This is a genomic window from Ramlibacter sp. 2FC (genome assembly GCF_005503345.1).
Classification (GTDB): Bacteria; Pseudomonadota; Gammaproteobacteria; order Burkholderiales; family Burkholderiaceae_C; genus SCMQ01.
In genome coordinates this window covers 13670-36091 of record NZ_SCMM01000009.1, presented here as the reverse complement: position 1 = coordinate 36091, position 22422 = coordinate 13670, and the positions used below count along the sequence as shown (strand labels likewise).

The 22422-nt window shown below is 68.4% G+C and carries 24 protein-coding genes; all 24 read right to left on the bottom strand.

What is annotated here, in order from left to right; translation table 11 throughout:
* Window positions 1–53 precede the first annotated feature (53 nt).
* Window positions 54–410, bottom strand: coding sequence for a histidine triad nucleotide-binding protein (locus FFS10_RS06035; protein WP_137892591.1), 357 nt, complete (start codon window positions 408–410; stop codon window positions 54–56).
* 42 nt (window positions 411–452) lie between these two features.
* Window positions 453–1463, bottom strand: a complete 1011-nt coding sequence (locus tag FFS10_RS06030; protein ID WP_137892589.1) for a patatin-like phospholipase family protein — start codon at window positions 1461–1463, stop codon at window positions 453–455.
* On the bottom strand, window positions 1456–1818 hold the full coding sequence (locus tag FFS10_RS06025; protein WP_137892587.1) for a DUF4870 family protein: 363 nt from the start codon (window positions 1816–1818) through the stop codon (window positions 1456–1458). Before FFS10_RS06025 ends, FFS10_RS06030 begins: the two co-directional genes overlap by 8 nt.
* The gene (locus tag FFS10_RS06020; RefSeq protein WP_137892585.1) at window positions 1811–2179 is read right to left on the bottom strand and encodes a phosphoribosyl-ATP diphosphatase; all 369 of its coding nucleotides are present in this window, start codon (window positions 2177–2179) and stop codon (window positions 1811–1813) included. Before FFS10_RS06020 ends, FFS10_RS06025 begins: the two co-directional genes overlap by 8 nt.
* A 4-nt stretch (window positions 2180–2183) precedes the next feature.
* On the bottom strand, window positions 2184–2582 hold the full coding sequence (gene hisI, locus FFS10_RS06015) for a phosphoribosyl-AMP cyclohydrolase (protein WP_171016075.1): 399 nt from the start codon (window positions 2580–2582) through the stop codon (window positions 2184–2186).
* A 49-nt stretch (window positions 2583–2631) separates the two neighbouring features.
* A complete protein-coding gene (gene hisF, locus FFS10_RS06010; RefSeq protein ID WP_137892581.1) occupies window positions 2632–3411 on the bottom strand; it encodes an imidazole glycerol phosphate synthase subunit HisF in 780 nt (259 codons plus the stop codon).
* Window positions 3412–3420: 9 nt separating this feature from the next.
* Window positions 3421–4161 (bottom strand): 1-(5-phosphoribosyl)-5-[(5-phosphoribosylamino)methylideneamino]imidazole-4-carboxamide isomerase, encoded by a 741-nt coding sequence (hisA, locus tag FFS10_RS06005; RefSeq protein ID WP_137892579.1) that lies wholly within the window; start codon window positions 4159–4161, stop codon window positions 3421–3423.
* A 52-nt stretch (window positions 4162–4213) separates the two neighbouring features.
* On the bottom strand, window positions 4214–4885 hold the full coding sequence (gene hisH, locus FFS10_RS06000; RefSeq protein ID WP_137892577.1) for an imidazole glycerol phosphate synthase subunit HisH: 672 nt from the start codon (window positions 4883–4885) through the stop codon (window positions 4214–4216).
* Window positions 4886–4910: 25 nt separating this feature from the next.
* On the bottom strand, window positions 4911–5513 hold the full coding sequence (gene hisB, locus FFS10_RS05995) for an imidazoleglycerol-phosphate dehydratase HisB (RefSeq protein ID WP_137892575.1): 603 nt from the start codon (window positions 5511–5513) through the stop codon (window positions 4911–4913).
* Window positions 5510–6610 carry a histidinol-phosphate transaminase gene (hisC, locus tag FFS10_RS05990; protein ID WP_137892573.1) on the bottom strand — a complete coding sequence of 367 codons (1101 nt, stop codon included), beginning with the start codon at window positions 6608–6610 and terminating at the stop codon, window positions 5510–5512. The genes hisB and hisC overlap by 4 nt, the downstream gene beginning before the upstream one ends.
* Window positions 6607–7980, bottom strand: coding sequence for a histidinol dehydrogenase (gene hisD / locus FFS10_RS05985; protein WP_137892571.1), 1374 nt, complete (start codon window positions 7978–7980; stop codon window positions 6607–6609). Before hisD ends, hisC begins: the two co-directional genes overlap by 4 nt.
* A 10-nt stretch (window positions 7981–7990) precedes the next feature.
* On the bottom strand, window positions 7991–8632 hold the full coding sequence (gene hisG, locus FFS10_RS05980; protein WP_137892569.1) for an ATP phosphoribosyltransferase: 642 nt from the start codon (window positions 8630–8632) through the stop codon (window positions 7991–7993).
* An 85-nt stretch (window positions 8633–8717) separates the two neighbouring features.
* Window positions 8718–9995 (bottom strand): UDP-N-acetylglucosamine 1-carboxyvinyltransferase, encoded by a 1278-nt coding sequence (gene murA, locus FFS10_RS05975; RefSeq protein WP_137892567.1) that lies wholly within the window; start codon window positions 9993–9995, stop codon window positions 8718–8720.
* A 33-nt stretch (window positions 9996–10028) separates the two neighbouring features.
* Window positions 10029–10271 (bottom strand): BolA family protein, encoded by a 243-nt coding sequence (locus FFS10_RS05970; RefSeq protein ID WP_137892563.1) that lies wholly within the window; start codon window positions 10269–10271, stop codon window positions 10029–10031.
* Between the two features lie 11 nt (window positions 10272–10282).
* Window positions 10283–11038: an ABC transporter permease gene (locus tag FFS10_RS05965; protein WP_137892561.1), complete on the bottom strand. Its 756-nt coding sequence runs from the start codon at window positions 11036–11038 to the stop codon at window positions 10283–10285.
* Entirely contained in the window at window positions 11035–11988 is a 954-nt protein-coding gene (locus tag FFS10_RS05960; protein ID WP_137892559.1) for an ABC transporter ATP-binding protein, read from the bottom strand. Before FFS10_RS05960 ends, FFS10_RS05965 begins: the two co-directional genes overlap by 4 nt.
* A 73-nt stretch (window positions 11989–12061) precedes the next feature.
* Window positions 12062–12334 carry an STAS domain-containing protein gene (locus FFS10_RS05955; protein WP_137892557.1) on the bottom strand — a complete coding sequence of 91 codons (273 nt, stop codon included), beginning with the start codon at window positions 12332–12334 and terminating at the stop codon, window positions 12062–12064.
* A 2-nt stretch (window positions 12335–12336) separates the two neighbouring features.
* Window positions 12337–12972: an MlaC/ttg2D family ABC transporter substrate-binding protein gene (locus FFS10_RS05950; RefSeq protein WP_171016072.1), complete on the bottom strand. Its 636-nt coding sequence runs from the start codon at window positions 12970–12972 to the stop codon at window positions 12337–12339.
* A gap of 116 nt (window positions 12973–13088) precedes the next feature.
* Entirely contained in the window at window positions 13089–13871 is a 783-nt protein-coding gene (locus FFS10_RS05945) for an MlaA family lipoprotein (RefSeq protein WP_137892553.1), read from the bottom strand.
* Window positions 13868–14356 carry an outer membrane lipid asymmetry maintenance protein MlaD gene (gene mlaD / locus FFS10_RS05940; protein WP_137892550.1) on the bottom strand — a complete coding sequence of 163 codons (489 nt, stop codon included), beginning with the start codon at window positions 14354–14356 and terminating at the stop codon, window positions 13868–13870. Before mlaD ends, FFS10_RS05945 begins: the two co-directional genes overlap by 4 nt.
* 9 nt (window positions 14357–14365) lie before the next feature.
* Entirely contained in the window at window positions 14366–15148 is a 783-nt protein-coding gene (gene mlaE, locus FFS10_RS05935; protein WP_137892549.1) for a lipid asymmetry maintenance ABC transporter permease subunit MlaE, read from the bottom strand.
* Window positions 15145–15960, bottom strand: coding sequence for an ABC transporter ATP-binding protein (locus FFS10_RS05930; RefSeq protein ID WP_137892547.1), 816 nt, complete (start codon window positions 15958–15960; stop codon window positions 15145–15147). The genes mlaE and FFS10_RS05930 overlap by 4 nt, the downstream gene beginning before the upstream one ends.
* A gap of 79 nt (window positions 15961–16039) precedes the next feature.
* On the bottom strand, window positions 16040–17506 hold the full coding sequence (locus tag FFS10_RS05925) for a glutamate synthase subunit beta (RefSeq protein ID WP_137892545.1): 1467 nt from the start codon (window positions 17504–17506) through the stop codon (window positions 16040–16042).
* Window positions 17507–17527: 21 nt separating this feature from the next.
* Window positions 17528–22255 carry a glutamate synthase-related protein gene (locus tag FFS10_RS05920; protein ID WP_137892543.1) on the bottom strand — a complete coding sequence of 1576 codons (4728 nt, stop codon included), beginning with the start codon at window positions 22253–22255 and terminating at the stop codon, window positions 17528–17530.
* Between the last annotated feature and the right edge of the window lie 167 nt (window positions 22256–22422).

Sequence of the window (22422 nt, the reverse complement as noted above, 5' to 3'; positions counted from 1 at the left end):
CGAATCGCTTGGATTTTAGACCCTGTGGAATAGTTCAGCGCCGCGGGCGCCGATCAACCCTTGCGCCAGGGACGGGGCCCGCCGATGACGTGCAGGTGCAGGTGATGCACCTCCTGCCCGCCCTCGTCGCCGGTGTTGACGATCAGGCGAAAGCCCCCGTCCGGGTAGGGGTTGCAGCCCTGGGCCTGCGCCAGCTTCGGCACCAGGGTCATCATGCGGCCCATCACGCCGGCATGCTCGGGGCCGAGCTGCGCCATCGACGGCAGGTGCAGCTTGGGCACCATGAGAAAGTGCACCGGCGCCCAGGGGTGGATGTCGTTGAAGACGTAGATCTCCTCGTCCTCGTAGACCTTTTGCGAGGGGATCTGGCCCTCGATGATCTTGCAGAAAATGCAGTTGGGGTCTCGCATGGGTGTCTCCGATCAACGGCCTGGGCCGCGGTGGGGTTCAGTTCAATAATCCTTGGCGATGTCCACGCTGGCGCGCTGGCCCACATGCTCGAGAGCGCTGGCCAGCCACTGCTGCCCGGCTTCGCGGCCGAGCGTGAACAGCTGTTTCACGAACGCCAGGTCCGAGCGCATTTTGCTCGCGGCGCCGAAGTCCGCCAGCGCAGCGCCGCCGTCGACGCGATGCAGCCTCACGTCCTTGTAGCGCCGCGGATCGAGGCGGCCCTCGGCCAGCAGGCGGCGCACGAACTCGATGGCGCGCAGCTCGGCCAGCAGGCTGGCGTTGAAGGTGACCTCGTTGACGCGCTCCAGGATCTCCTGCGCCGTGTCGGGCAGGTCGTGGTGCTCGATCGGGTTGATCTGCACCAGCAGGATGTCGGCCGTCTCGGTCTGGTAGAGCAGCGGATGCAGCGCGGGGTTGCCCGAATAGCCGCCGTCCCAGTAGCGTTCGCCGTCGATCTCCACGGCCTTGAACAGCAGCGGCAGGCAGGCCGAGGCCATGACGGCGTCCACGCTGAGGCGTCGGCCCGAGAAGATCTCGCCGCGGCCGGTGCGCACGTTGGTGGCGCAGACGAAGACCTTGGGGGTCGTGGCACGCGCCAGCAACTCGAAGTCGATCTCGCGCTCGATCAGGCTGCGCAGCGGGTTGATGCCCAGCGGGTTGGTGTCGTAGGGCGACAGCCAGTGCGCCATCAGGCCGCGCAGGGCCGCAGCGCCTGCCGGCGAGGCCGCGCCCGCCAGGCTGCCGAGTGCGCCCACGCCCTCCCACAGCCGGGCCAGCGAGGCGCGCGCGAGCTCGCGCGCAGCCACCGCATCCAGGCCCTGGTGCGCCGCCTGCGCGAAGCCATGGGCCAGGGCCACCGCATTCACGGCACCGGCGCTGGTGCCGCTCAGGCCGTCGATCTCGAGCCGGCCGTCCTCCAGCAGGGCGTCGAGCACGCCCCAGGTGAAGGCCCCATGCGAGCCGCCGCCCTGCAGGGCCAGGTTGATGCGGCGCGGCGCGGCCGGTTCAGCCATCGATGGCCTGGTCCTTGTTCATGCGCACCATGCCCTTGACGATGCGATAGAGGAACCAGATGGAGATCGCCAGCCAGGCCAGGTAGCCCGGCAGGACCAGCAGGAAGAACAGGGGGATGGTCAGCAGGTACAGCGCGCCGGCCCACAGCACGCTGCGGATGCGCCAGGCGAAATGGCTGGCCATCCAGCTGCCCTCGGCATCGGAGCGTTTCACCAGGTCGATGACCAGGGCCACGATCAGCAGGGCCGCACCGGCCTGGGCGCCGGGGATCACCGCGCCCACGGCCACGATCAGGTGCAGGACGTAGCTGACCCAGCCTATGGTCTTGAGCGAATCGAGTTCGTCTTCAGTCATCGCCCGCCTCCCGCGCCCGCAGCTTGCGCATGGCCTTTTCCTCGATCCCGCTCAGGCCTTCGCGCCGCTCGAGCTCGGCCAGCACGTCGGCCGGCGCGAGGCCGTAGTGGGCCAGGGCGATCATCGAGTGGAACCACAGGTCGGCCACCTCGCCGACGAGCTTGCTGCGGTCGCCGCCATGCTCGGCGTCCTTGGCGGCCATGACCACCTCGGTGGCCTCCTCGCCGACCTTCTTGAGGAAGGCGTCGGGGCCCTTGTGCAGCAGGCGCGCGACATAGCTCTTGTCGGGATCGCCGCCGTTGGCCGGCTTGCGGCTTTCGATCACGGCGGCCAGGCGGGCCAAGGAGTCGTTCGAGGTCATGGGCTTACTTGTAGATGGACTCGGGGTCTTTGAGCACCGGCTCGACGGCCTGCCAGGCGCCCTGCTCCAAGCGCTGGAAGAAGCAGCTGTGGCGGCCGGTGTGGCAGGCGATGCCGGGCTCGTGGCCGAGCTGGGTCACCTTGAGCAGCACCACGTCGTTGTCGCAGTCCAGGCGGATCTCGTGCACGGTCTGCACATGGCCGGACTCCTCGCCCTTGAACCAGAGCTTGCCGCGCGAGCGGCTGTAGTAGACGGCGCGGCCGAGCTCGGCGGTCTTCAGCAGCGCCTCGCGGTTCATCCAGGCGAACATCAGCACGTCGCCCGTGGCCGCCTCCTGCGCGATCACCGGGACCAGCCCCTGGGCGTCCCATTTCACTTCTTCGAGCCAGTTCATGCGGTGAATCTACCACGCGAACCGGCGCGCCATGCGCTTGAGATCTGAGCAGCAGCCTCTAGAGACGCACCGGGATACCGCGCTCGCGCATGTGCTGCTTGGCCTGCTGCACCGTGTACTCGCCGTAGTGGAAGATGCTGGCGGCCAGCACCGCGTCGGCGCCGCCCTGCTGTATGCCGTCGGCCAGGTGGTCGAGGTTGCCGACCCCGCCCGAGGCGATCACCGGCACGTCGACCGCGTCGCTGACCGCGCGCGTGAGCGCGAGGTCGAAGCCGGCCTTGGTGCCGTCGCGGTCCATGCTGGTGAGCAGGATCTCGCCGGCGCCATGCTCGGCCATCTGGCGCGCCCAGGCCACGGCGTCCAGCCCGGTGTTCCTGCGCCCGCCATGGCTGTAGACGTCCCAGCCCTCGCCGCGCGCCAGCAGGTCCTCGCCATGGCGGCGCTTGGCGTCGATGGCGACCACGATGCACTGCGCGCCGTACTTGTGCGAGGCGTCGCGGATCACCTGCGGGTTGGCGATCGCCGCCGAGTTGAAGCTGGTCTTGTCGGCGCCCGCGTTGAGCAGGCGGCGCACGTCGTCCACGCTGCGCACGCCGCCGCCCACGGTCAGCGGAATGAAGACCTGGGAGGCCACGGCCTCGATGATGTGCAGGATCAGGCCGCGCTCGTCCGAGGTGGCGGTGATGTCCAGGAAGGTCAGCTCGTCGGCGCCCTGCTCGTTGTAGCGCGCGGCGATCTCCACCGGATCGCCGGCGTCGCGCAGCTCGACGAAGTTGACGCCCTTGACCACGCGGCCGCCGGTCACGTCCAGGCAGGGGATGATGCGTTTGGCGAGCATGAAAACCGATCAGCCGTTCAGGGCGTCCGCACGCGCCTGTGCGGCGGCGAAATCGAGGTCGCCGGAGTAGATCGCGCGACCGCAGATCACGCCCTCTATGCCCTCGCCCTCGACCGCGCACAGCTTCTCGATGTCGGCCATGCCGGCCAGGCCGCCCGAGGCGATCACCGGGATCTGCAGCGACTGCGCCAGCTTGACGGTGGCCTCGACGTTGATGCCGGTCAGCATGCCGTCGCGCCCGATGTCGGTGTAGACGATGGATTCCACGCCCCAGTCCTCGAACTTGCGCGCCAGGTCGACCACCTCGTGGCCGGTCAGCTTGCTCCAGCCGTCGGTCGCGACCTTGCCGTCCTTGGCGTCCAGGCCCACGATGATGTGGCCGCCGAAGGCGGTGCAGGCGTCCTTGAGGAAGCCGGGGTTCTTGACCGCGGCCGTGCCTATGATCACGTAACGCAGGCCGCCGTCGATGTACCTCTCTATCGTGTCGAGGTCGCGTATGCCGCCGCCGAGCTGCACCGGGATGTCGTCGCCGACCTCCTTGAGTATGGCCTTGACGGCCGCGAAGTTCTGCGGCTTGCCGGCGAAGGCGCCGTTGAGGTCGACCAGGTGCAGGCGGCGCGCGCCGCGGTCCAGCCACTGGCGGGCCATGGCGGCGGGGTCCTCGCCGAAGGTGGTGGCCTGCTCCATGTCGCCTTGCTTGAGGCGAACGCAGTGGCCGTCTTTGAGATCGATCGCGGGAATGAGGAGCATGGTGGTTCGGGGAAAAGGGCTTCGACAGGCTCAGCCCGAACGGTTCTAAGAATCAGGGATTCCAGTGCAGGAAGTTGCGGTACAGGGCCAGACCCTGGTCCGCGCTCTTCTCGGGGTGGAACTGGGTGGCGAAAATATTATCGCGCGAGACCGCCGCGGTAAAGCGGCCGCCGTAGTCGGCCTCGCCCGCGCTGTGGCGCGCATCGGACGGGCGCGCGTAGAAGCTGTGCACGAAATAGAACCAGCTGCCGTCGGGCACGCCGCCCCAGACCGGGTGACGGCCCTGGCCATGGTCCGTCTGCCAGACCTGGTTCCAGCCCATCTGCGGCACCTTGTAGCGGCTGCCGTCGGGCTGGTTCCGGCCGGCCAGGTCGAACTTGACCACCTCGCCGTGGATCAGGCCCAGGCCCGGCGTGTCGCCCTCGGCACTGTGGTCCAGCAGCATCTGCATGCCCACGCAGACGCCGAACAGCGGCTTGCGCGCGGCGGCGTCGAGCACCGGGGCCAGCAGGCCGGACTCGCGCAACTCGCGCATGCAGTCGGGCATGGCGCCCTGGCCGGGCAGCACGACGCGCGCGGCGACCTCGACGTCGTGCGGACGCGAGGTGACGAGCACGTCCCAGCCGGTGCCCGCGGCAGCGGCTTGCACCGCCTGCGAGACCGAGCGCAGGTTGCCCATGCCGTAATCGACCACGGCGACGGTCTTGGGAGTGATCAGGCTCATGGCGAGTTCGGCAAAGCGTCGGCGTTCAGAGCGAGCCCTTGGTCGAGGGAATGCTGCCCGCGGCGCGCGGGTCGCGCTCGAGCGCCGCGCGCAGGGCGCGCGCGAAGGCCTTGAACACGGTCTCGGCCTGGTGGTGGGCGTTCTCGCCGCGCAGGTTGTCTATGTGCAGGGTCACGAAGGCGTGGTTCACGAAGCCCTGGAAGAACTCGAACATCAGCTGGGTGTCGAAGGTCCCTATCATGCCGCTCTTGAACGGCACATGGCAGACCAGGCCCGGGCGGCCCGAGAAGTCGACCACCACGCGCGACAGCGCCTCGTCCAGCGGCACGTAGGCATGGCCGTAGCGGCGGATGCCGCGCTTGTCGCCCACGGCCTTGGCCACGGCCTGGCCCAGGGTGATGCCCACGTCCTCGACCGTGTGGTGGCCGTCGATGTGCAGGTCGCCCAGGGCGTGGATGTCCAGGTCGATCAGGCCGTGGCGCGCGATCTGGTCGAGCATGTGGTCGAAGAAGCCGATGCCGGTGTGCAGCTTGGCTTGGCCGGTGCCGTCCAGGTTGACGCGGACGGTGATCTGGGTCTCGGCCGTGTGGCGCGTGACCTCGGCGGTGCGGGGGGCGGTGGTCGTCATAGTGAAGCCTTCAATGCCGCCAGCATCTGCGCGTTCTCCTCGGGCGTGCCGACGGTCAGGCGCAGGCAGTTGGCCAGCAATGGGTGCATTTTAGAAACGTTCTTGACCAGCACCTGGCGCGCCTTCATGCCCTCGAAGACCCGGGCGGCCGCGCCGCTGTCGGCGCTGTCCTGGCCCTGCACGCGCACCAGGATCATATTGGCCTCGCTCTTGAACGGCTGCACGCCCGGCAGCCGGCCCAGGGCCTCGATCAGCTGGCCGCGCTGCACGCGCAGCTCGGCGGCCTGGACCGCGAACACGTCGGCATGCTCGATCGCGAACATGGCGCACTCGCAGTTGAGCACGCTGATGTTGTAGGGCGGGCGCACCTTGTCGAGCTCGGCGATCAGCACCCTGGGGCCGATCAGGTAGCCCAGGCGCACGCCGGCCAGGCCGAACTTGGACAGGGTGCGCATCTGCAGCACATGGTGGTGGCGCGCCAGGCGGTCGATGTAGCTGCGCGAGGCAAAGGGCTGGTAGGCCTCGTCGATCACGACCAGGCCGCCCTGCCGGCCCACCGCCTCGATCAGGCGCTCGATCACCGCGTCGTCCCAGAGGTTGGCCGTGGGGTTGTTCGGGTAGGCCAGGTAGGTGATGGCGGGCTGGTGGGCCTCGATCGCGGCCAGCATCGCGGCCTCGTCGAGCTCGAAGTCGGCGGTCAGCGGCACGCCATGGTAGGCCAGGCCCTGCAACTGGGCGCTCATGGCGTACATCACGAAGCCCGGCTCGGGCGCCAGCACCGAGGCCCCGGGCAGGGCGCAGGCCAGGGCCAGCAGCGAGATCAGCTCGTCCGAGCCGTTGCCGAGCATGAGCTCGAAGCCCTTGGGCACACCGGCATAGGCGGCCAGCGCCGCGCGCAGCTCGTGCACGCGCGCGCCGGGGTAGCGGTTCAGCGCCAGCGCGCCGAGCCGCCGGCCCAGGGCCTCCTGCAGGCCGGGCGGCAGGGGATAGGGGTTCTCCATCGCGTCGAGCTTGACCAGGCCCTCGGCGTCCTGCACCTGGTAGGCGTGCATGGCCCGCACCTCGGGGCGTATGCGCTGCAGCGGGGCCGCGCTCATGCCTGCCCCCGCATGGGCGGCACCGGGGTGAGGCGCAGTTCGGCCGCGCGCGCATGGGCCTGCAGGCCCTCGCCGTAGGCCAGCTCGGCGGCGATGGCGCCCAGGCGCTGGGCGCCGGCCGCGCTGACTTCGATCAGGCTGGAGCGCTTCTGGAAGTCGTAGACGCCCAGCGGCGAGGAAAAGCGCGCCGTGCCCGAGGTCGGCAGCACATGGTTGGGCCCGGCGCAGTAGTCGCCCAGGCTTTCGCTGGTGTAGGCGCCGAGGAAGATCGCGCCCGCATGCCTGAGCAGCGGCTCCCAGCGCCGGGGCTCGCGGCTGGAGACCTCGAGGTGCTCGGGCGCGATGCGGTTGCTGATCGCGCAGGCCTCTTCCATGCTGCGCGTGTGGATCAGGGCGCCGCGGTCGGACAGCGACTTGGCGATGATGGCCGCGCGCGGCATGGCGGGCAGCAGGCGGGCTATCGCGGCCTGCACCGCGGCGATGTAGGCCGCGTCGGGGCTGAGCAGGATGCTTTGCGCGAGCTCGTCGTGCTCGGCCTGCGAGAACAGGTCCATGGCCACCCAGTCGGCCGGCGTGCTGCCGTCGGCCAGCACCAGGATCTCGCTGGGACCGGCGATCATGTCTATGCCCACGCTGCCGAACACGCGCTTCTTGGCGCTGGCCACGTAGGCGTTACCGGGCCCGGTGATCTTGTCGACCTTGGGGACCGTGGCCGTGCCGTAGGCCAGGGCCGCCACGGCCTGCGCGCCGCCGATGGTGAAGGCGCGGGTGACGCCGGCCACATGGGCGGCGGCCAGCACCAGGGCGTTCCTTTCACCGGGGTGTGCCGAAGGCGCACCGTTCCGATGCGCGGGCGTGGGCACCACCATGACGATCTCGCCCACGCCGGCCACATGGGCGGGAATGGCGTTCATCAGCACGCTGGACGGGTAGGCCGCCTTGCCGCCCGGCACGTAGATGCCGACGCGGTCCAGCGGCGTGACCTTCTGGCCCAGCAGGGTACCGTCCTCGTCGCGGTAGCTCCAGCTCTCGCCGCTGGCGCGCTTCTGGGCCTCGTGGTAGGTACGCACGCGCTGCGCGGCCTGCTCCAGCGCCTGGCGCTGCGTCGCGGGCAGGCCGTCGAAGGCGGCCTTGAGCTCCTCGGGCCGCAGCTCGAGCGCGGCCATGGATGCGGCGCCCAGGCCGTCGAAGCGTTGGGTGTACTCGAGCACGGCCGCATCGCCGCGCACGCGCACGTCGGCCAGGATGTCGGCCACGCGCTGCTCGATCGCGGCGTCGGTGTCGGCCGACCAGTGCAGCCTGGCCTGGAAGGCGGCCTCGAATCCGGCGTCGGCCGTGGACAGCTGCAGGGGGGTGGCTTTCAGGGACATGGCGTCGGTGTCAGTCGTTGGCGACGGCCCCGGCGAAGGCGTCGATGATGGCGCGGATCGGCGCCTGCTTGAGCTTGAGCGCGGCCTGGTTGACCACCAGGCGCGAACTGATGTCCATGATGCGCTCGACCTCGACCAGCTGGTTGGCCTTGAGCGTGCTGCCGGTGGACACCAGGTCGACGATGGCGTCGGCCAGGCCCGTCAGCGGCGCCAGCTCCATGCTGCCGTAGAGCTTGATCAGGTCCACGTGCACGCCCTTGTCGGCGAAGAACTCGCGCGCGATCGCGGTGTACTTGGTCGCAACCTTGAGCCGCGAGCCCTGGCGCACGGCGCGCGCGTAGTCGAAGTCGGCGCGCACCGCCACGCTCATGCGGCATTTCGCGATGCGCAGGTCCAGCGGCTGGTACAGGCCGTGGCCGCCATGCTCGATCAGCGTGTCCTTGCCGGTCACGCCGAGGTCGGCGCCGCCGTACTCTACATAGGTCGGCACGTCGGTGGCGCGCACCAGCACCACGCGCACCTCGGGCCGGTTGGTCGCCAGGATCAGCTTGCGCGACTTGTCCGGGTCCTCCAGCACCGCTATGCCGGCCGCCTTCAAGAGCGGCAGGGTCTCGTCGAAGATGCGTCCCTTGGAGAGGGCCAGGGTAATCATCGTGCCTCCTGCCGAGCCGCCTCAAAGGAGGCACGCGCCCCCTCGGGGGGCAGCGAATTACGCGAAGCGAAGAGCGTGGGGGTCATCATTTCGACCTTTCAATGTCGGCACCGAGGCCGCGCAGCTTGGCCTCCATGCGGTCGTAGCCGCGGTCCAGGTGGTAGATGCGGTCGACCACGGTCTCGCCCTCCGCCACCAGGCCGGCGATCACCAGGCTGGCCGAGGCGCGCAGGTCGGTCGCCATCACGGTCGCGCCGGACAGCTGGGCCACGCCCTCGACCAGGGCCACCTTGCCGTCGATCTGCACATGGGCCCCCAGGCGCGCCAGCTCGTTGACGTGCATGAAGCGGTTCTCGAAGATGGTCTCGGTGACCATGCTCGCGCCCTGCGACACGCAGTTGAGCGCCATGAACTGGGCCTGCATGTCGGTCGGGAAGCCCGGGTATTCGGTGGTGCGGAAGCTCTGCGCCTTCAGGCGCTGGAAGGCCGGGCCTTCGCCGCGGATGCGGACGAAGCCCTCGCCCGCCTCCACCGTGGCGCCGGCGTCGCGCAGCTTGTCGATCACCGCCTCGAGGTGGTCGGCGCGGCCGTGGCGCAGCAGCACGTCGCCGCCGGTGGCGGCGACGGCGCACAGGAAGGTGCCGGCCTCGATGCGGTCGGCCACCACCTGGTGGCGGCAGCCGCTCAGCCGCTCCACGCCCTGGATGTGGATGCGGCTCGTGCCGTGGCCCTCGATCTTGGCGCCCATGCGGATCAGCATCTCGGCCAGGTCGGGAATCTCGGGCTCCTGGGCGGCGTTCTCGAGCACGGTCTCGCCCTCGGCCAGCGCGGCCGCCATCAGCAGGTTCTCGGTGCCGGTCACCGTGACCATGTCGGTGGCGATGCGCGCGCCGCGCAGCCGGCTGCGCCCCGCGGGCAGGCCGGCCAGCATGTAGCCATGCTCGACCACGATCTCGGCACCCATGGCCTGCAGGCCCTTGATGTGCTGGTCCACCGGGCGCGAGCCGATCGCGCAGCCGCCCGGCAGCGAGACCTTGGCGCGGCCGAAGCGCGCCAGCAGCGGCCCCAGAGCGAGCACCGAGGCGCGCATGGTCTTGACCAGCTCATAGGGCGCCTCCGGCTGGTCCAGCGCGCCCGCGTCCAGCTGCACTGTCCCGTCGGCGCCGTGCTCGGCGCGCACGCCCATGTGGCGCAGCAGCTTGAGCATGGTGGCCACGTCCTGCAGGCGCGGCACGTTGACCAGGGTGACCGGCTGGTCGGTGAGCAGGGCGGCGCAGAGCTCGGGCAGGGCCGCGTTCTTGGCGCCGGAGATCAGAACTTCGCCGTGCAGCGGACGGCCGCCGCGAATGATGAGTTTGTCCATGGAATGAAGGCTGGAATGGGGCGCTTTGGCCGCTCAGGACTGGGACGCGGCCCATTCGGCCGGCGTGAAGGTCTTCATCGACAGGGCATGAACCTCGTCGGTCTGCATCCTTTGGCCCAGCGTCGCGTACACGCGCTGGTGGCGGGCGATGGGGCGCTTGCCCTCGAATTCGGGCGAGACGATGGTCGCGTACCAGTGGCGGCCGTCGCCCTCGACCTGCAGGTGCTGGCAGGGCAGGCCGGCGGCGATGAGGGATTGGAGTTCTTCAGCGGTCATGTCGGTTCATTTCAGCCACGGATCTTGTAGCCTATGCGCAGCAGGTGGATGGCGATCGCGCTCACCAGCGCCAGCGCAGCGCCGACGATGGCCAGGCTGAGCCAGGGCGAGACGTCGCTCTGGCCGAAGAAGCCGTAGCGGAAGCCGTCGATCATGTAGAAGAACGGGTTCAGGTGGCTGAGCTTCTGCCAGAACGGCGGCAGCGAATGGATGGAGTAGAACACGCCGGACAGGAAGGTCATGGGCATGATGATGAAGTTCTGGAACGCCGCCATCTGGTCGAACTTCTCGGCCCACAGGCCGGCGATCAGGCCCAGCGCGCCCAGCATGGCTGCGCCGAGCACGGCGAAGGCCAGGATCCACAGCGGTGCAACGAAGCTCGGCGGCGCCAACAGGGCCGTCACGAGGAACACGCCCAGTCCGACGGCCAGGCCGCGCGCGATCGACGAGCCCACGTAGGCGACGAACCAGCTCCAGTGCGACAGCGGCGTGAGCAGCACGAACACCAGGTTGCCCATGATCTTGCTCTGGATCAGGCTCGACGAGCTGTTGGCGAAGGCGTTCTGCAGCACGCTCATCATCACCAGGCCCGGCACCAGGAAGGCGCTGTAGCTGACCTGGTCGTAGACCTGGACATGCGCCTCGAGCACATGGCCGAAGATCAGCATGTAGAGCACGGCCGTGAGCACCGGCGCCGCCACGGTCTGGAAGCTCACCTTCCAGAAGCGCAGCACCTCCTTGTAGAACAGGGTCTGCCAACCACTCATGCCTGCACCTCGATGCCGGGGGCCGGCGCCGCCGCGGCCGGTTTCCCGCCGCCGGTCATCACGTCCAGGAACACGTCCTCGAGATCGGCCTTGCGGATCTCGACGTCCTCGGCGTGCAGGCCGGCCTCGCGGATCGCCGCGAGGTAATGCTCGATCTCGGCCGCGTCGTGCGCGGGGAACTGCACGATGCGCCCGGTCACGCGCGCCTGCAGCGCCAGGTGGCGCGGCAGCTCACTGTCGATTTTGAAGCGCAGCACGTTGCTGGATGCCGCCTTGAGCAGCTCCGAGGTCCTGGCCAGGGCCACCACCCGCCCCTGCTTGAGCATGGCGATGCGGCTGCACAGGGCCTCGGCTTCCTCGAGGTAATGCGTGGTCAGCAGCACGGCGTGGCCCTGCTTGTTGAGCCGGGCGATGAACTGCCACAGGGTCTGGCGCAGCTCGACGTCGACGCCCGCGGTGGGCTCGTCGAGCACGATCACCGGCGGCTTGTGCACCAGGGCCTGGGCCACCAGCACGCGCCGCTTCATGCCGCCCGAGAGCTGGCGCATGTTGGCATGGGCCTTGTCGGCCAGGCCCAGGCTTTCGAGCAGCTCGTCGATCCAGGCCTCGTTGCGCTTGACGCCGAAGTAACCCGACTGAATGCGCAGGGCCTCGCGCACGCTGAAGAAGGGGTCGAACACCAGCTCCTGCGGCACCACGCCGAGCTGGCGGCGCGCCTGGGCGTAGTCGACCTGCACGTCGTGGCCGCGCACCAGCACGCGGCCGCTGGTGGCGCGGGTGAGGCCGGCCAGGATGCTGATCAGCGTGGTCTTGCCCGCGCCGTTGGGCCCGAGCAGGCCGAAGAACTCGCCCTCCTCGATGTCGAAGCTGACCTCGTCGAGCGCCTTGAGTGGCCGCCCCCCTGGGGTCTGGAAGGTCTTGGAGACGGACTGGAATGAGATCGCGGGCATGGGAACCCTTGATTTTAAGGGTTCGGCCATGTGGCGGCCGGCGGCGGGCCGCAAATCCCGGCCGGACGCGGGCTCAGCCCTGGGCCGGCAGCAGTTCGGAGACGCCGTACAGCCCGGCCAGCTCGCGCAGCTTGGCCGGCAGGCCCTTGACGGCCAGCGTCTTGCCGTCGGCCAGGCATTCGCGCCGGCAGGCCAGCAGCACGGCCAGCGCCGAGGAATCGAAGCGCTCGAGCGCGCCGGCGTCGGCCACCACCTGCTGCCCCGCCTCGCCGCGCACGGCCTGCAGCAGCATGTGCAGGCAGGCCGCGGCCTGGCGCTGGGTCAACTCGGCGGGCAAGACCAGCATCGTCAACCTTTCTTCGCGTTCGCCTTGTTGCGCTCGGTCAGGGTGCCGATCAGGCCGTCCACGCCCTTGGCGTTGATTTCCTGGGCGAACTGGCTGCGGTAGGTGTCGACCAGCCACACGCCCAGCACATTGAGGTCGTAGATCTTCCAGCCGGCGCCCTCGCCGGGGGTCTTCTCGAGCCGGTAATCGAGCTGGATCGGCTCGCCGCGCCCGCGCACCTCGGTGCGCACGACGACCTCGCGGTCCTCGGCCGAGCCGCGCATCGGCTTGAGCACCACGCTCTGGTCGCTGACCTGGGACAGGGCCCCGGCATAGGTGCGCACCAGCAGGGTCTTGAACTCCTCCTGCAGGCGTTTTTGCTGCTCGGGCGTGGCCTTGCGCCAGCCCGGGCCGGTGGCCGAGGCCGTCATGCGCCGGAAGTTGACGCTGGGCATGATCTTGCTGTCGACCAGGACCATGATCTTGGAGACGTCGCCGGTTTGCAGGCTCTTGTCGGCCTTGATGGCATCCAGCACGTCGGTCGACAGGCGCTTGATCAGCGCGTCCGGCGCTTCGTCGGCCGCGTGGGCCGGCGCGGCGGCCAGCAGCGTGGCCGCCAGGGAGGCGGAAAGCAGGTGGACGAGGGAGCGGCGTTTCATCAAGTGAGGTTCCTTATGGCGGGCAATCCCGCATTCGGCCGAGGCCTATGCACACAGGGTAGCGGATCGGCGCGTGGCCCTGTAAACCGCGCGGCCGAAGTTGCAACAGACGGCAACTACTTCTGGGCCGGTGCGACGGGTGCGGCGTCGGGGTCAGGCGCGGCCGGTTCGTCGGGCGGCGTGCCGTCGTAGACGTCGTTGCGGCGCTTTTGCAGGAAGGCGTCGCGCTTGAAGCTGTAGGGGTCCAGGGCCGCCTGGTCCAGCAGGTCGCCGGCCCGCAGCAGCTGCGCGCGGGTGTCGACGGCATTGAGCGCGGTCAGCGAGTTGCGCGTGGCCACGTCGTCCACACTGGAGACCAGGTTGCCCTTCACGTCCACCGGCAGGGCGGCCGTGTCGCGCACGGTCGAGGGCCCAAGCAGCGGCAACACCAGGTAGGGCCCGGACGGCACGCCCCAGCGGCCCAGGGTCTGGCCGAAGTCCTCGCGGCGCGACTCCAGGCCCATCTCGCTGGCGATGTCCAGCACGCCGGCAAAGCCGAACACGGTGTTCACGCCCACGCGGGTGAAGCTCTCGGCGGCCGCCATGCCCTTGAGCTGCAGCACGTTGTTGGCGAAGGTCCAGACCTCGGCGAGGTTGCCGAAGAAGTTGCCGACGCCGCTGCGCAGCGGCGAAGGCACCACGTCGCGGTAGGCCGTGGCCACAGGCTTGAGCACCACGTCGTCGACGGCGTCGTTGAAACGGGTCATGCCGCGGTTGTAGGGCTCGAACGGGTCGCGCGGGTCGGCCGCGGGCCCGCTGGCGCAGGCCGACAGGCCCAGCACGGCCACACATGCCAGCGCCGCCAGCCAGCGGCGCGGCGCCCGGGCCGCCCTCTCGGCCCCTACGGATGCTGCATTCATTTCTTGTTACCTGTCCCTTGGGATGCCCCGCCTTCGGCCGCCTTGCTGTAGAGGAACTGTCCGATCAGGTTCTCCAGCACCACGGCCGACTGGGTCGAGCCCACATTATCGCCCGCCGCCAGGGTTTTTTCATCGGCGCCGGGTTGGATGCCGATGTATTGCTCGCCCAGCAGGCCACTGGTCAGGATTTTCAGCGAGCTGTCCTTGGGAAAGGCGTAGCGGCTCTCCAGCGCCAGGGTCACGATGGCCTGGAAGCTCTGGTCGTCGAAACTGATGGACTCGACCCGCCCCACCACCACGCCCGCGCTCTTGACGGCCGCCTTGGGCTTGAGGCCCCCGATGTTGTCGAACTTGGCCGTGACACGATATTCGGACTGGAAGCTCAGGGTCAGCAGGTTGGCCGACTTGAGCGCCAGGAACAGGATGGCCGCCAGGCCCACCATGACAAACAAACCCACCCACACGTCGTTCTTCGCACGCTGCACAAGCCTCTCCTAGATACTGAACATCATGACGGTCAGGATGAAATCCAGACCCAGCACCGACAGCGACGCGATCACCACCGTGCGGGTGGTCGCGCTGGACACGCCTTCGGGCGTGGCCTGCGCCTCGTAGCCCTGCAGCAGGGCGATGAAGGTCACGGCCACGCCGAACACCAGGCTCTTGATGACGCCGTTGCCCACATCGCTCCAGACGTCGACGCCGCCCTGCATCTGGCTCCAGAAGGAGCCCTCGTCAATGCCAATCATCAGCACGCTGACCACCCAGCCGCCCAGGATGCCGACCGCGCTGAACACGGCGGCCAGCAGCGGCATGGCGATCACGCCGGCCCAGAAGCGCGGCGCCAGGATGCGCTGCACCGGGTCCACGGCCATCATCTCCATGGCCGTGATCTGCTCGCCGGCACGCATCAGGCCGATCTCGGCCGTGAGCGAGGCGCCGGCGCGGCCGGCGAACAGCAGGGCCGTGATCACCGGCCCCAGCTCGCGCACCAGGCTCAGCGCCACCAGCAGGCCCACGGCCTCCGAGGAGCCGTAGCGCTGCAGGGTGTAGTAGCCCTGCAGGCCCAGCACGAAGCCGACGAACAGGCCCGACACGGTGATGATGGCCAGAGAGTAGTTGCCGACGAACAGTATCTGGTCGCGCACCAGCGAAAAGCGCCGCAGGCAGGCGCCCAGCAGCAGCGTCAGGCGTACCAGCAGCCGGGCGCCATAGCCCCAGGCGTCCAGCTGCCGGCGGGTGGCGAAACCGAGGTCGGAGGGCTTGTACCAGCTCATGCGGCCCTCACGCCGAAGTCGTCGGCCAGCGTGGGGCCGGGATAGTGGAACTGCACCGGCCCCTCGGTCAACGCGTTGACGAACTGCACCACCAGGGGGTCGCTGGAGTTGCGCACCTCCTCGGGCGTGCCCTGGGCCGCGATGCGGCCATTGGCCAGGATGATGACCTGGTCGGCGATGTGGAAGGTCTCCGGGATCTCGTGCGACACCACCAGGCTGGTTAGCCCCAAGGTGTCGTTGAGCTGGCGGATCAGGCGCGCGGCCGTGCCCAGCGAGATCGGGTCCAGGCCCGAGAACGGTTCGTCGTACATGACCAGGTCCGGATCCAGGGCGATGGCGCGCGCCAGCGCCACGCGCCGGTTCATGCCGCCTGAGATTTCCGAGGGCATCAGCTGGCGGGCGCCGCGCAGGCCCACGGCATCGAGCTTCATCAGCACGATGTCGTGGATCAGGCTCTCGGGCAGGTCGGTGTGCTCGCGCAGCGGAAAGGCCACGTTGTCGAACACGTTGAGGTCGGTGAACAGGGCGCCGAACTGGAACAGCATGCCCATGCGGCGCCGGGCGGCGTAGAGCTGCTCCTGGTCCAGGCGCCCCAGATCCTGTCCATCGAACAGCGCCTCGCCCTTCTGGGCCCGGTACTGGCCGCCGATCAGGCGCAGCGTGGTGGTCTTGCCGCCGCCCGAGGCCCCCATCAGCGCCGTGACCTTGCCGCGCGGCAGGCTCAGCGTGATGTCGTCCAGGATCACGCGCTCCCCGTACCCGAAGGTCAGGTTGCGGAATTCGACGAGGGCGTCTGGCTTGGAGGCAGTCATAAAAACAAAAGCCGGGGAGAGCCGGCTTTTGGATCATAAGGGATTCAGGTAAACCCGAATCCGGGACTCTGGGACCGGCTCAGCGCGGCAGGTCGCTGTAGCCCATCAGGAACTCGTCCACCGCGCGCGCGGCTTGGCGGCCCTCACGAATGGCCCAGACCACCAGGCTCTGGCCGCGGCGCATGTCGCCGGCCGCGAACACCTTGGGGACGTTGGTGGCGTAGCCGCCGGTGAACTCGGTCGTGGCCTTGGCATTGCCGCGGCCGTCCTTGTCGACGCCGAAGGCGTCCAGGATGGTCGCCACCGGATTCACGAAGCCCATGGCCAGCAGCACCAGGTCGGCCTTGTACTCCTTCTCGGTGCCCGGGATCTCGACCAGCTTGCCGTCCTTGAACTCGACGTGCACGGTCTTGAGGCCGGTGAGCTTGCCGTTCTTGCCGACGAATTCCTTGGTGGAGACCGCGAACTCGCGCACGCAGCCCTCCTCGTGGCTGGAGCTGGTGCGCAGCTTGAGCGGCCAGTAGGGCCAGACCAGCGGCTTGTTCTCCTGCTCGGGCGGCTGGGGCATGACCTCGAACTGGGTCACGCTCACGGCACCGTGGCGGTTGCTGGTGCCCACGCAGTCGGAGCCGGTGTCGCCGCCGCCGATCACGATCACATGCTTGCCGTCGGCACGCAGCTGGCCCTTGAGCTTGTCGCCGGCGTTGACCTTGTTCTGCTGCGGCAGGAACTCCATGGCGAAGTGGATGCCGTCCAGCTCGCGCCCGGGCACCGGCAGGTCGCGCGACTGCTCGGCGCCGCCGGTCAGCAGCACGGCGTCGAAGTCCTTTTGCAGTTGCTCGGCCGAGACGCTTTCCTTGGCCCAGTTGGTGACCTTGCTGCCCTCGGGCAGCTGGCCGACCAGCACGCCGGTGCGGATCTTGACACCCTCGGCCTCGAGCTGCTTGACGCGGCGGTCGATGTGCGACTTCTCCATCTTGAAGTCGGGGATGCCGTAGCGCAGCAGGCCGCCGACCCGGTCGTTCTTCTCGAACAGGGTCACGTCGTGGCCCACGCGCGCCAGCTGCTGGGCCGCGGCCATGCCGGCCGGGCCGGAGCCGACCACCGCGACTTTCTTGCCGGTCTGGTGCTTGGCCGGCAGGGGTTTGACCCAGCCTTCGGCCCAGGCGCGGTCGATGATGGCGTGCTCGATCGACTTGATGCCCACCGCGTCGTCGTTCACGTTGAGCGTGCAGGCGGCCTCGCAGGGCGCGGGGCAGATGCGGCCGGTAAACTCGGGGAAGTTGTTGGTGCTGTGCAGCACGGTGATGGCGTTCTGCCAGTCGCCGTGGTAGACCAGATCGTTGAAGTCCGGAATGATGTTGTTGACCGGACAGCCGTTGTTGCAGAACGGCGTGCCGCAGTCCATGCAGCGCGCACCCTGGACCTTGGCCTGCGCCTCGTCCAGGCCGACCACGAATTCCTTGTAATGCTTCAGGCGCTCGGGAACGGGCTTGTAGCCCTCCTCGACGCGCTCGTACTCCATGAAGCCGGTGACTTTACCCATGATTCTTCAATCCTTCAGTGCTTACTTGGCGACGACGGCTTCCTTGGCCGAGGCCTGGGCCTTGCCGGTGGCGGCGACCGCGGCCTTGCGCGCATTGATCTCGCCCAGGGCGCGCTTGTACTCGTTCGGGAACACCTTGACGAACTTCTGGCGCGCCTCGGCCCAGTTGTCCAGCAGGGCGCGCGCGCGCTTGCTGCCGGTCCAGCGGTGGTGGTCCTCGAGCAGCTTCTTGAGCTGCGCCTCGTCGGTCTGGTCGCGGTGCCAGACGCCGCGGTCCAGCGTGGCTTCCTGCTCGGCGGCGGGCAGCACCTTCTCCAGGCTGACCATGGCGGTGTTGCAGCGCTTGGCGAACTGGCCGTCCTCGTCGTAGACATAGGCCAGGCCGCCGCTCATGCCGGCGGCGAAGTTGCGGCCGGTCTTGCCCAGCACGGCCACGGTGCCGCCGGTCATGTACTCGCAGCCATGGTCGCCCGTGCCCTCGACGACGGCGGTCGCACCCGACAGGCGCACCGCGAAGCGCTCGCCGGCCACGCCGCTGAAGAAGGCCTCACCGGTGGTGGCGCCGTACATCACGGTGTTGCCCACGATGATGTTCTGCGTCGCCTCGCCGCGGAAGTCCAGGCTGGGGCGCACCACGATGCGGCCGCCCGACAGGCCCTTGCCGGTGTAGTCGTTGGCCTCGCCGATCAGGTACAGCGTGATGCCGCGGGCCAGGAAGGCGCCGAAGGACTGGCCGCCCGTGCCCTCGAGCTGGATGCGGATGGTGTCGTCGGGCAGGCCGTCCGGGTGCACCTTGGTCAGCGCGCCGGACAGCATGGCGCCGACCGAGCGGTTGACGTTGCGCGCCACCTCCATGAACTGCACCTTCTCGCCCTTTTCGATGGCGGCGCGGCTCTTGGCGATCAGCACGTTGTCGAGCGACTTCTCCAGGCCATGCTCCTGGTTCTCGACATGGTAGCGGGCCACGTCGGCCGGCACCGTAGGCAGGGCCAGCAGGCGGCTGAAGTCCAGGCCGCGCGCCTTCCAGTGCGCGATGCCCTGCTTCATGTCGAGCAGGTCGGAGCGACCGATCATGTCGTCGAACTTGCGGATGCCCAGCTGGGCCATGATCTGGCGCACTTCCTCGGCAATGAAGAAGAAGTAGTTCACCACATGCTCGGGCTTGCCCGAGAACTTGCGGCGCAGCACCGGGTCCTGCGTGGCCACGCCCACCGGGCAGGTGTTGAGGTGGCATTTGCGCATCATGATGCAGCCCTCGACCACCAGCGGCGCGGTGGCGAAGCCGAATTCATCGGCGCCCAGCAGCGCGCCGATGGCGACGTCGCGGCCGGTCTTCATCTGGCCGTCGGCCTGCACGCGGATGCGGCTGCGCAGGCGGTTGAGCACCAGGGTCTGCTGGGTCTCGGCCAGGCCGATCTCCCAGGGGCTGCCGGCGTGCTTGATCGAGGACCAGGGCGAGGCGCCGGTGCCGCCGTCATGGCCGGCGATCACCACATGGTCGCTCTTGCACTTGGCCACGCCCGCGGCGATGGTGCCCACGCCGACCTCGGACACCAGCTTGACGCTGATGCTGGCATGCGGCGCCACGTTCTTCAGGTCGTGGATCAGCTGGGCCAGGTCCTCGATCGAGTAGATGTCGTGGTGCGGCGGCGGCGAGATCAGGCCCACGCCGGGCACGCTGTGGCGCAGCTTGCCAATGTAGTCGGACACCTTGCCGCCGGGCAGCTGGCCGCCCTCGCCGGGCTTGGCGCCCTGCGCCATCTTGATCTGGATCTGGTCGGCCGAGGCCAGGTACTCGGCGGTGACGCCGAAGCGGCCCGAGGCCACCTGCTTGATGCGCGAGCGCAGCGAGTCGCCGTCTTCCAGCGGCAGGTCGACCTCGACCACGTCCTCGCCGATCACGCTCTTGAGCGTCTCGCCCTTCTTGATCGGGATGCCCTTGAGCTCGTTGCGGTAGCGCGCCGCGTCCTCGCCGCCCTCGCCGGTGTTGCTCTTGCCGCCGACGCGGTTCATCGCGATGGCCAGCGTGGCATGCGCCTCGGTTGAGATCGAGCCCAGCGACATGGCGCCGGTGGCGAAGCGCTTGACGATCTCCTTGGCCGACTCGACCTCCTCGACCGGAATCGCCTTGGCCGGGTCGATCTTGAACTCGAACAGGCCGCGCAGCGTCATGTGGCGGCGGCTCTGGTCGTTGATCAGCTGGGCGTATTCCTTGTAGGTGTTCCAGTTGTTGGCGCGCGTGCTGTGCTGCAGCTTGGCGATCGCGTCGGGCGACCACATGTGCTCCTCGCCGCGCACGCGCCAGGCGTACTCGCCGCCGGCGTCGAGCATGTTGGCCAGCACCGGGTCGTCGCCGAAGGCAGCCTTGTGCATGCGGATCGCCTCCTCGGCGATCTCGAACACGCCCAGGCCTTCCACGCGGCTGGCGGTGCCGGTGAAGTACTTGGCCACGGTGTCGCTGTTCAGGCCGATGGCCTCGAACAGCTGGGCGCCGCAGTAGCTCATGTAGGTGCTCACGCCCATCTTGGACATGATCTTGGACAGGCCCTTGCCGATCGCCTTGACGTAGTTGTAGATCGCCTTCTCGGCCGACAGGTCGCCCGGCAGGTCCTTGTGGATCGCGGCCAGGGTCTCCATGGCCAGGTAGGGGTGCACGGCCTCGGCGCCATAGCCGGCCAGCACGCCGAAGTGGTGCACCTCGCGCGCGGTGCCGGTCTCGACCACCAGGCCGGCCGTGGTGCGCAGGCCCTCGCGCACCAGGTGCTGGTGGATGGCCGACAGGGCCAGCAGCGCGGGGATCGCCACCTGGGTGGCGCTGATGGCGCGGTCGCTGATGATCAGGATGTTCTTGCCGCCCTTGATCGCGTCCACGGCTTCGGCGCACAGCGAGGCCAGCTTGGCCTCCACGCCCTCGCGGCCCCAGGCCACCGGGTAGGTGATGTCCAGGGTGGCGCTGCGGAACTTGCCCTGGGTGACGGCCTCGATGTCGCGCAGCTTGGCCATGTCGGCGAAGTCCAGCACGGGCTGGCTCACCTCCAGGCGCATCGGCGGGTTGACCTGGTTGATGTCGAGCAGGTTGGGCTTGGGTCCGATGAAGGACACCAGCGACATCACGATGGCCTCGCGGATCGGATCGATCGGCGGGTTGGTCACCTGGGCGAACAGCTGCTTGAAGTAGTTGTACAGCGGCTTGTTCTTGTCCGACAGCACAGCCAGCGGGCTGTCGTTGCCCATGGAGCCAATGCCCTCCTCGCCGGCCTGGGCCATGGGCGCGAGCAGGAACTTGATGTCCTCCTGGGTGGTGCCGAAGGCCTGCTGGCGGTCCAGCAGCGAAACCTCGTGCGGCAGCGGCGTGACCGTGGCCGGGCCTTCCACGTCGTCGAGCTTGATGCGCAGGTTCTCGATCCACTGCTTGTAGGGCTTGCTGTTGGCGAGGTTGGCCTTGAGCTCCTCGTCGTCGATCATGCGGCCCTGCTCGAGGTCGATCAGGAACATCTTGCCGGGCTGCAGGCGCCACTTGCGCACGATCTTGCTCTCGGGCACGGGCAGCACGCCGGACTCCGAGCCCATGATCACGAAATCATCGTCGGTGATGCAGTAGCGCGAGGGGCGCAGGCCGTTGCGGTCCAGCGTGGCGCCGATCTGGCGGCCGTCGGTGAACACGATGGAAGCCGGACCGTCCCAAGGCTCGAGCATGGCCGCGTGGTATTCGTAGAAGGCCTTGCGGCGCTCGTCCATGGTGGTGTGCTGCTCCCAGGGCTCGGGGATCATCATCATCACGGCCTGGCTGATCGGGTAGCCGGCCATGGTCAGCAGCTCGAGGCAGTTGTCGAAGGTCGCGGTATCGGACTGGTCGGCGAAGCTGATCGGATAGAGCTTCCTGAGGTCCTCGCCCAGCACCGGCGAGGACATCACGCCCTCGCGCGCCTTCATCCAGTTGTAGTTGCCCTTGACCGTGTTGATCTCGCCGTTGTGCGCGACATAGCGGTAGGGGTGGGCCAGCGGCCACTCGGGGAAGGTGTTGGTCGAGAAGCGCTGGTGCACCAGACCCAGGGCCGAAACGCAGCGCGGGTCTTCCAGGTCACGGTAGTAAGTGCCCACCTGGTTGGCCAGCAGCAGGCCCTTGTAGACGACGGTGCGGCTGCTCATGCTGGGCACGTAGTATTCCTTGCTGTGCTTGAGCTTGAGGCGCTGGATGGCGGCGCTGGCGGTCTTGCGGATCACGTAGAGCTTGCGCTCGAGCGCGTCCTGCACGATCACGTCGCTGCCGCGGCCGATGAAGACCTGGCGCAGGATGGGCTCTTTCTCGCGCACCGTGGGCGACATGGGCATCTCGCGGTTGACCGGCACGTCGCGCCAGCCCAGCAGCACCTGGCCCTCGGCCTTGATGGCACGCTCCATCTCCTGCTCGCAGGCCAGGCGCGAGGCATGCTCCTTGGGCAGGAAGATCATGCCCACGCCGTATTCGCCGGGCGGCGGCAGGGCCACGCCCTGCTTGGCCATCTCCTCGCGGTACAGGGCGTCGGGCAGCTGGATCAGGATGCCGGCACCGTCGCCCATCAGCTTGTCGGCGCCGACGGCGCCACGGTGGTCCAGGTTCTCGAGGATCTTGAGGCCCTGCTGCACGATGGCATGGCTCTTCTCGCCCTTGATGTGCGCCACGAAACCCACGCCGCAGGCGTCGTGCTCGTTGGCGGGGTCGTACAGACCGGTCTGTTGCAGGGCTTGTTTCTCGGCTGCCGTGGTCATGGCGCACTCCTCAATTTCACAGGGAAGCCGAAGCATAGTGCAGCGCAGCAAGCATTTCAAGCAGAATAAATGGGGTCAGATTCCAATTAACTCCAGAAAAGAAAATTCTAAAATTAATTGGGGACGCATTAATCACAAGGACACTGACGATGCACGCAAGCTGCGTG

Coding starts and splice junctions, on each gene's coding strand:
- FFS10_RS06035 (WP_137892591.1), bottom strand. CDS start 410: ATGCGAGACCCCAACTGCATTTTCTGCAAGATCATCGAGGGCCAGATC.
- FFS10_RS06030 (WP_137892589.1), bottom strand. CDS start 1,463: ATGGCTGAACCGGCCGCGCCGCGCCGCATCAACCTGGCCCTGCAGGGC.
- FFS10_RS06025 (WP_137892587.1), bottom strand. CDS start 1,818: ATGACTGAAGACGAACTCGATTCGCTCAAGACCATAGGCTGGGTCAGC.
- FFS10_RS06020 (WP_137892585.1), bottom strand. CDS start 2,179: ATGACCTCGAACGACTCCTTGGCCCGCCTGGCCGCCGTGATCGAAAGC.
- hisF (WP_137892581.1), bottom strand. CDS start 3,411: ATGCTCGCCAAACGCATCATCCCCTGCCTGGACGTGACCGGCGGCCGC.
- hisA (WP_137892579.1), bottom strand. CDS start 4,161: ATGCTCCTCATTCCCGCGATCGATCTCAAAGACGGCCACTGCGTTCGC.
- hisH (WP_137892577.1), bottom strand. CDS start 4,885: ATGAGCCTGATCACTCCCAAGACCGTCGCCGTGGTCGATTACGGCATG.
- hisB (WP_137892575.1), bottom strand. CDS start 5,513: ATGACGACCACCGCCCCCCGCACCGCCGAGGTCACGCGCCACACGGCC.
- hisC (WP_137892573.1), bottom strand. CDS start 6,610: ATGAGCGCGGCCCCGCTGCAGCGCATACGCCCCGAGGTGCGGGCCATG.
- hisD (WP_137892571.1), bottom strand. CDS start 7,980: ATGTCCCTGAAAGCCACCCCCCTGCAGCTGTCCACGGCCGACGCCGGA.
- hisG (WP_137892569.1), bottom strand. CDS start 8,632: ATGATTACCCTGGCCCTCTCCAAGGGACGCATCTTCGACGAGACCCTG.
- murA (WP_137892567.1), bottom strand. CDS start 9,995: ATGGACAAACTCATCATTCGCGGCGGCCGTCCGCTGCACGGCGAAGTT.
- FFS10_RS05970 (WP_137892563.1), bottom strand. CDS start 10,271: ATGACCGCTGAAGAACTCCAATCCCTCATCGCCGCCGGCCTGCCCTGC.
- FFS10_RS05965 (WP_137892561.1), bottom strand. CDS start 11,038: ATGAGTGGTTGGCAGACCCTGTTCTACAAGGAGGTGCTGCGCTTCTGG.
- FFS10_RS05960 (WP_137892559.1), bottom strand. CDS start 11,988: ATGCCCGCGATCTCATTCCAGTCCGTCTCCAAGACCTTCCAGACCCCA.
- FFS10_RS05955 (WP_137892557.1), bottom strand. CDS start 12,334: ATGCTGGTCTTGCCCGCCGAGTTGACCCAGCGCCAGGCCGCGGCCTGC.
- FFS10_RS05950 (WP_171016072.1), bottom strand. CDS start 12,972: ATGAAACGCCGCTCCCTCGTCCACCTGCTTTCCGCCTCCCTGGCGGCC.
- FFS10_RS05945 (WP_137892553.1), bottom strand. CDS start 13,871: ATGAATGCAGCATCCGTAGGGGCCGAGAGGGCGGCCCGGGCGCCGCGC.
- mlaE (WP_137892549.1), bottom strand. CDS start 15,148: ATGAGCTGGTACAAGCCCTCCGACCTCGGTTTCGCCACCCGCCGGCAG.
- FFS10_RS05930 (WP_137892547.1), bottom strand. CDS start 15,960: ATGACTGCCTCCAAGCCAGACGCCCTCGTCGAATTCCGCAACCTGACC.
- FFS10_RS05925 (WP_137892545.1), bottom strand. CDS start 17,506: ATGGGTAAAGTCACCGGCTTCATGGAGTACGAGCGCGTCGAGGAGGGC.
- FFS10_RS05920 (WP_137892543.1), bottom strand. CDS start 22,255: ATGACCACGGCAGCCGAGAAACAAGCCCTGCAACAGACCGGTCTGTAC.